Source organism: Synechococcus sp. R8-2, from assembly GCF_047461715.1.
Classification (GTDB): Bacteria; Cyanobacteriota; Cyanobacteriia; order Thermostichales; family Thermostichaceae; genus Thermostichus.
Window position 1 is genome coordinate 1 of the sequence record NZ_JANSHQ010000195.1, and the last position, 4879, is coordinate 4879.

Sequence of the window (4879 nt, forward strand, 5' to 3'; positions counted from 1 at the left end):
TGACGGGAACCGCAACGCTGACACGACGACGCGAAGACGCGACTAACGTTCTAGGTGTGGGTGCAGCGTCCTGGTTGGAATTGAAATGATTGTAATTCTCGTTGAATCCCGGCGTGTGGCCAGGGATGCTTCCCTGGAATTAGCGGGGCACTCGCTGCAGATGCGGCTTTTCCTCCGGCAGAATAGCGCCTTCTACGGGGCAAACCTGTAAACAGATGCCACAGTCGATGCAGGTGGAAAACTCAATCCAAAAGTAGTCGGTGCCTTTGGCATTTTTGGTATCGCCGGGGTGGATGCAGGCAACAGGGCAAGCCTCTACACAGTCGGCCACACCTTCACAGATATCGGTGACAATTGTATGCGGCATGGATCCCTCCCCATGATTGCTCTAAGTCAAATTCTAAGTGCAGTTGCCACAAGGTCAGCCTTGACGTCGCCTGCGCTTCCTATGCTGTTGACTTTTTGATTAGAATGCGCGACATTAGCCCAAAGCTGTCTGAAAAAGATGGGGCTTATATCCCAGTCCTGGGGTTCATTTTAGGCCAAAATTGCTCCCCCCCGACGAGAAGTTTTCCAGATCGTCGCTTTTTCTGACCAGCGCAGCGCCAATGCAAAAGAAGTAGAATGCCGGAGCGAGCCGGCAAATGGGCTCCCACCGCCTCGAGAGTTCTCTCTTGCCAAAAATGCCAAGGGACATACTCTGCTGTGACCTGGGTTTTAACCGAAAGATAGGATGATTTGGCATAAAACAGGGGCTAAATCTCTCTGGGATCCCGCTCTTGAGATTGCCACCAACGGCTGAGGGGCCAGTACAAAGCAGGTGCCCAGAGGCTACTTAAAATAGCAGACGTGAGGGCATTGCGTTGATGGTTCCACCAGATGCTCTCCAGAGAACGGGGGCCATCGCCACCAATGTTGCCGAAAAACCGAAGGGAGTTCTCCAATCCATCCAGCAAGGTTTGCGTTCCTGCTGGATCCAGGTCATCGGATCCCTGCGAGGCCACGAGCCACATCCATTGCAGTGCCATCAAGGTTTCGGCGATCACCACCATACCAAAAACGATCAAGGCCACCGAGATAAAGTCTTCTTGCATGTAGCGTTGTTTTTGCAACTTGGCGGTGAGGATCCCAACTACAGCCAGCCCCAGCGCATGGGTAGGACAAGGGCTGGTCAGCGCATCTTGCAGAAAACCCAGGGTGACCCCGGCAACAGCCCCCTGCCAAGCTTTGCGCCGCACACTCCAGCACACCACCCAGATCAAGGGCCAATCTGGGGTTAAGCCTGCTAGCTCCAAGCCCGGCCCTCGCCACCAAGGGGCCACTGCTGCCAGCAATCCCGACAGGACAGTCACCAGCCAGTTAAGGTGAGACTTAAGCTTAGGAATCAGAGGGTTGAGCATAGCGGTAGATCAAAGCCCATTCCAAGAGACCCAGCGGCGCCGACAGTTCGACAGTGGCTTGAGGGGCAGGGCTGGCATCCAAGTTGACCGCTCGAACCGTTCCCACCACAACCCCGGCTGGGTAAAAGCTGCTCAGGCCTGAGGTCACCACCACATCCCCCACCTCTACTTTGGGGGCCTTGTCGAAAAAATCCAAAATGGCACTCTGGGTGCCCGTACCCCTCAGGATGCCCATGTGTCGGCTGCGACTCAGCATTACCCCAACACGGCTGGTGGGATCGCTGATCAGGAGCACTCGGCTGGTGTTGGGCGTGACCGACTCGACTCGCCCGATCAACCCTCCCGGCGCCATGACTACATCTCCCACCCTGACTCCATGCCGGCTGCCGCGGCTGAGGGTGAGCTGTTGCCACCAGTGATCGGCGCTGCGACCCACCACGGCTGCCGGGATCCCCGCTTGGGGCATTTGCTCGGTAAATTGCAGCAGTCGCTTCAGCTCGCGGTTTTGGTACTGCAACTCGGCTACCAGGGCTTGCAGCTCACGGTTAGCGGCCTGGCTGAGCACCGCAGCGGGATCCACAGGCGGACGGGCTGGAGCAGTGATCCAACTGTACAATTCCACCAATAGGGATCCCTGGGTTTGGCGCAGGCCCAGCGCTGCCCCCATCGCCAAAGCAGACAGGAGCAACCCCAGGCTATGGCGCCTCCACCATTGGCGTAGCCAATTCAAGCAATACCTCTCCAACCCACTCGACTCACACCTTAGATCAGGGATGGGAAGAAACTCCTCTAGCCCTTGAAGCTGCCGCTCAACACTCGACCTAGGGTTTTGAAATCCTCCAAAACTCGCCCTGTACCGAGCACCACACAACTGAGGGGATCCGGGGCAATGTGAACCAAGATCCCGGTTTCATGGCTGATCAGGGCATCTAGACCCTTGAGCAAGGCTCCTCCCCCGGCCAGCATGATGCCTCGGTCGATGATGTCGGCAGCCAATTCCGGTGGAGTGCGCTCCAGGGTGCGCTTAATGGCTTCCACAATCACCGAGAGGGGCTCGGCCATGCTCTCGCGAATTTCGGTGCTCTTCACCGTGACGGTACGGGGTAAACCCGAGAGCAGGTGTAACCCGCGCACTTCCATGGTCAGTTCCTCTTGAATTGGGTAGGCGGAGCCAATCCGAATCTTGATCTCTTCAGCGGTGCGCTCCCCGATGGTGAGGTTGTGAACCTTTTTCATGTACTGGACGATGGCCTCGCTCAGCTCATCTCCCGCTACCCGCACGGACTCGCTCAGCACGATCCCCTGCAAACTGAGGACGGCTACCTCAGTGGTGCCGCCGCCAATGTCGATGATCATGTTCCCAGTGGGCTCTTGCACCGGCAGCCCGGCCCCGATTGCTGCTGCCACCGGCTCATCCACCAAATACACCTCCCGCGACCCAGCTTGGAGAGCGGCTTCCATCACCGCCCGTCGCTCCACCCCGGTCACACCGCTGGGGATCCCAATCACAATGCGGGGAGCAATCAGGTACCGGCCCTCGTGTACGCGGTGGATGAAGTGTTTTAGCATCATCTCCGCCGTGTCGAAATCGGCAATCACCCCATCTCGCAGAGGACGCACCGCTACAATGTTGCCGGGGGTACGGCCCAACATTTTTTTGGCATCTTCCCCCACAGCCAGGGGTTGCTTGGTGTTTTGGTCGATGGCGACCACAGAGGGCTCTTGCAGGACAATGCCTCGCCCGGCCACGTAGACCAGCGTGTTGGCAGTGCCCAAATCAATGCCCATATCACGGGAAAATCGGCTGAATAACCCCACGGTAAGTCGCTCCAGTCTTGATTTGGGAAGAAGCAGCAAGCTTTGGTACCTACTATAGTCTAGTTCTGCAAGAGAATCTCCCCCGAAGAGTGGGAATCTGCTCCAGAGAAACCGGCTATGGCTGTATCCCAGCCAGCTGTGGAAGATCGAATTCGCCGCTAAGGTGCAATCCTGTTGTGATTCGGGATCCCTCGTGCCTAAGGTTGCCATTGCTCCAGCCGGCTATCCGGCCATCGCCCCCTATTCTCCCGGCGTGAAGGTGGGCAAAATACCCTCTACATCTCGGGCACATTGGCCCTGGATCCGGAGGGCAAGACGGTGGATCCGACATCGCCACCCAGACTCGCGTGGTGTTGGAGCTGAGTGACATCCTCCCGACGCTCACCCTGCGGGTACAGCGCGGGGCTTCTCGGCAGTTTAGCTAAGATAGACCAACCCGGTCTTTTGGCGGTTGCGATGCAGCTCTCTGGTGTCTTGGTTAGCGTGGCTACCCTGGACTTGCCTCGTCTACAACGCTTCTATCGGGATCTCTTGGGGATCTCTCCCCAAGTCCAGCTCCCGACAGAGGGGGATCCGGTGTACGTAGAGTTTCGTCTGCCAGGGTTGCGGCTGGGCCTCTATCGCAGCCGTCATCTCGATGGTGGTGCCCAAGCCGCAGCGGTGAGCCTCTGCCTGCAGGTGCAAGATTTACAGGGATCCCTGACAACACTGGAAGGGTTGGCGGGAGCTTATCAGCTCTCCATTTCCCCCCTGCGGCAAGCCTTTCATGGACAGGAGGTGGATTTTCGGGATCCCGATGGCAACCGGATTGTGCTGCACCAGCCCTCTGCTGCTTTTGAGGAAGCGACGGCCTGGGATCCCCAGGGTTAGATTCGCCAGAGATAGATGGTGTAGGTGTTGATAACATCCGATACAGTGGTGGTGGCGGTGGGGAGCCAATCTCCCATGTCGAAGGAGTGGGTGACCAGACGAGCGCCGGGCCGAAGCTGGGAGCGCAGCTTGTCTCGGATCAGCAGGTGGGAGCGGGGCAGCAAATAGCAGCTCACCACCGTCGCCGGGGTTAAGTCCAGAGTGAGCAGATCCTGCTGGAGAAAAGTAACTCGATCCTGAACTTGGGCTTCTCGGGCCCGCTGTTGGGCTTCCAGGATGCGCTCCGGGTCGATATCCACTCCCATGCCCTGTGTGCCAAAGCGCTGCGCCGCCCGGATGAGAATGCGGCCATCCCCACAGCCCAAGTCGTAGAGAGTATCCTCGCTCCCCACCTGGGCCAAATCCAGCATGGCATCGACAACCAAGGGCAAGGTGCGCACATAGGGGGCCAAGCTGATTCCCTCTGGACTTTGCGGGTTGGGCTGGCATTGGAAGAAGGGATCCCTGCCCACCGAGTTCTGACCCAGCTTAGGTTTGAAACCGCGGGGCACCAAGGGTTGATTCCGAGAAGAGCGGTTTTCTCTGTTCATCAAATATTCTCATCAATTTCCCATCAGTCTATCAACCTGTCGCAGTACAGAGCCCCTGCCGTTCTACTGGGTGGAAAGTCACCGCCAATTGCGTCGGCTCAAGTACAGTCTACTAAGGGGTTATGGGATACACCTGTATGGTCATTTTCAACAGGAATGAAACATCTCCGTTCCATTGCTCTCTAACTCCCCTCTCCCTCT

The 4879-nt window shown here is 57.6% G+C and carries 6 protein-coding genes; 1 reads left to right on the plus strand and 5 read right to left on the minus strand.

Going from position 1 to position 4879, the window contains the following annotated elements; translation table 11 throughout:
* Positions 1–139: 139 nt before the first annotated feature.
* The 4 genes from NW819_RS05295 to NW819_RS05310 form a co-directional block, all read right to left on the minus strand.
* A complete protein-coding gene (locus NW819_RS05295) occupies positions 140–367 on the minus strand; it encodes an indolepyruvate ferredoxin oxidoreductase subunit alpha (protein WP_011434056.1) in 228 nt (75 codons plus the stop codon).
* Positions 368–755: 388 nt separating this feature from the next.
* The gene (mreD, locus tag NW819_RS05300) at positions 756–1400 is read right to left on the minus strand and encodes a rod shape-determining protein MreD (protein ID WP_414331966.1); all 645 of its coding nucleotides are present in this window, start codon (positions 1398–1400) and stop codon (positions 756–758) included.
* A complete protein-coding gene (gene mreC, locus NW819_RS05305) occupies positions 1378–2130 on the minus strand; it encodes a rod shape-determining protein MreC (RefSeq protein WP_414387913.1) in 753 nt (250 codons plus the stop codon). Before mreC ends, mreD begins: the two co-directional genes overlap by 23 nt.
* Before the next feature lie 59 nt (positions 2131–2189).
* A complete protein-coding gene (locus tag NW819_RS05310; RefSeq protein WP_414331964.1) occupies positions 2190–3218 on the minus strand; it encodes a rod shape-determining protein in 1029 nt (342 codons plus the stop codon).
* A gap of 456 nt (positions 3219–3674) precedes the next feature.
* Here NW819_RS05310 and NW819_RS05315 point away from each other — a divergent pair, with 456 nt between their 5' ends.
* Entirely contained in the window at positions 3675–4088 is a 414-nt protein-coding gene (locus tag NW819_RS05315) for a VOC family protein (protein ID WP_414331963.1), read from the plus strand.
* Here the strand turns inward: NW819_RS05315 and NW819_RS05320 are convergent.
* Positions 4085–4678, minus strand: coding sequence for an SAM-dependent methyltransferase (locus NW819_RS05320; protein ID WP_414413113.1), 594 nt, complete (start codon positions 4676–4678; stop codon positions 4085–4087). The two genes, NW819_RS05315 and NW819_RS05320, sit on opposite strands and share 4 nt — an antisense overlap.
* Between the last annotated feature and the right edge of the window lie 201 nt (positions 4679–4879).

Coding starts and splice junctions, on each gene's coding strand:
- NW819_RS05295 (WP_011434056.1), bottom strand. CDS start 367: ATGCCGCATACAATTGTCACCGATATCTGTGAAGGTGTGGCCGACTGT.
- NW819_RS05320 (WP_414413113.1), bottom strand. CDS start 4,678: ATGAACAGAGAAAACCGCTCTTCTCGGAATCAACCCTTGGTGCCCCGC.
- NW819_RS05315 (WP_414331963.1), top strand. CDS start 3,675: ATGCAGCTCTCTGGTGTCTTGGTTAGCGTGGCTACCCTGGACTTGCCT.
- mreD (WP_414331966.1), bottom strand. CDS start 1,400: ATGCTCAACCCTCTGATTCCTAAGCTTAAGTCTCACCTTAACTGGCTG.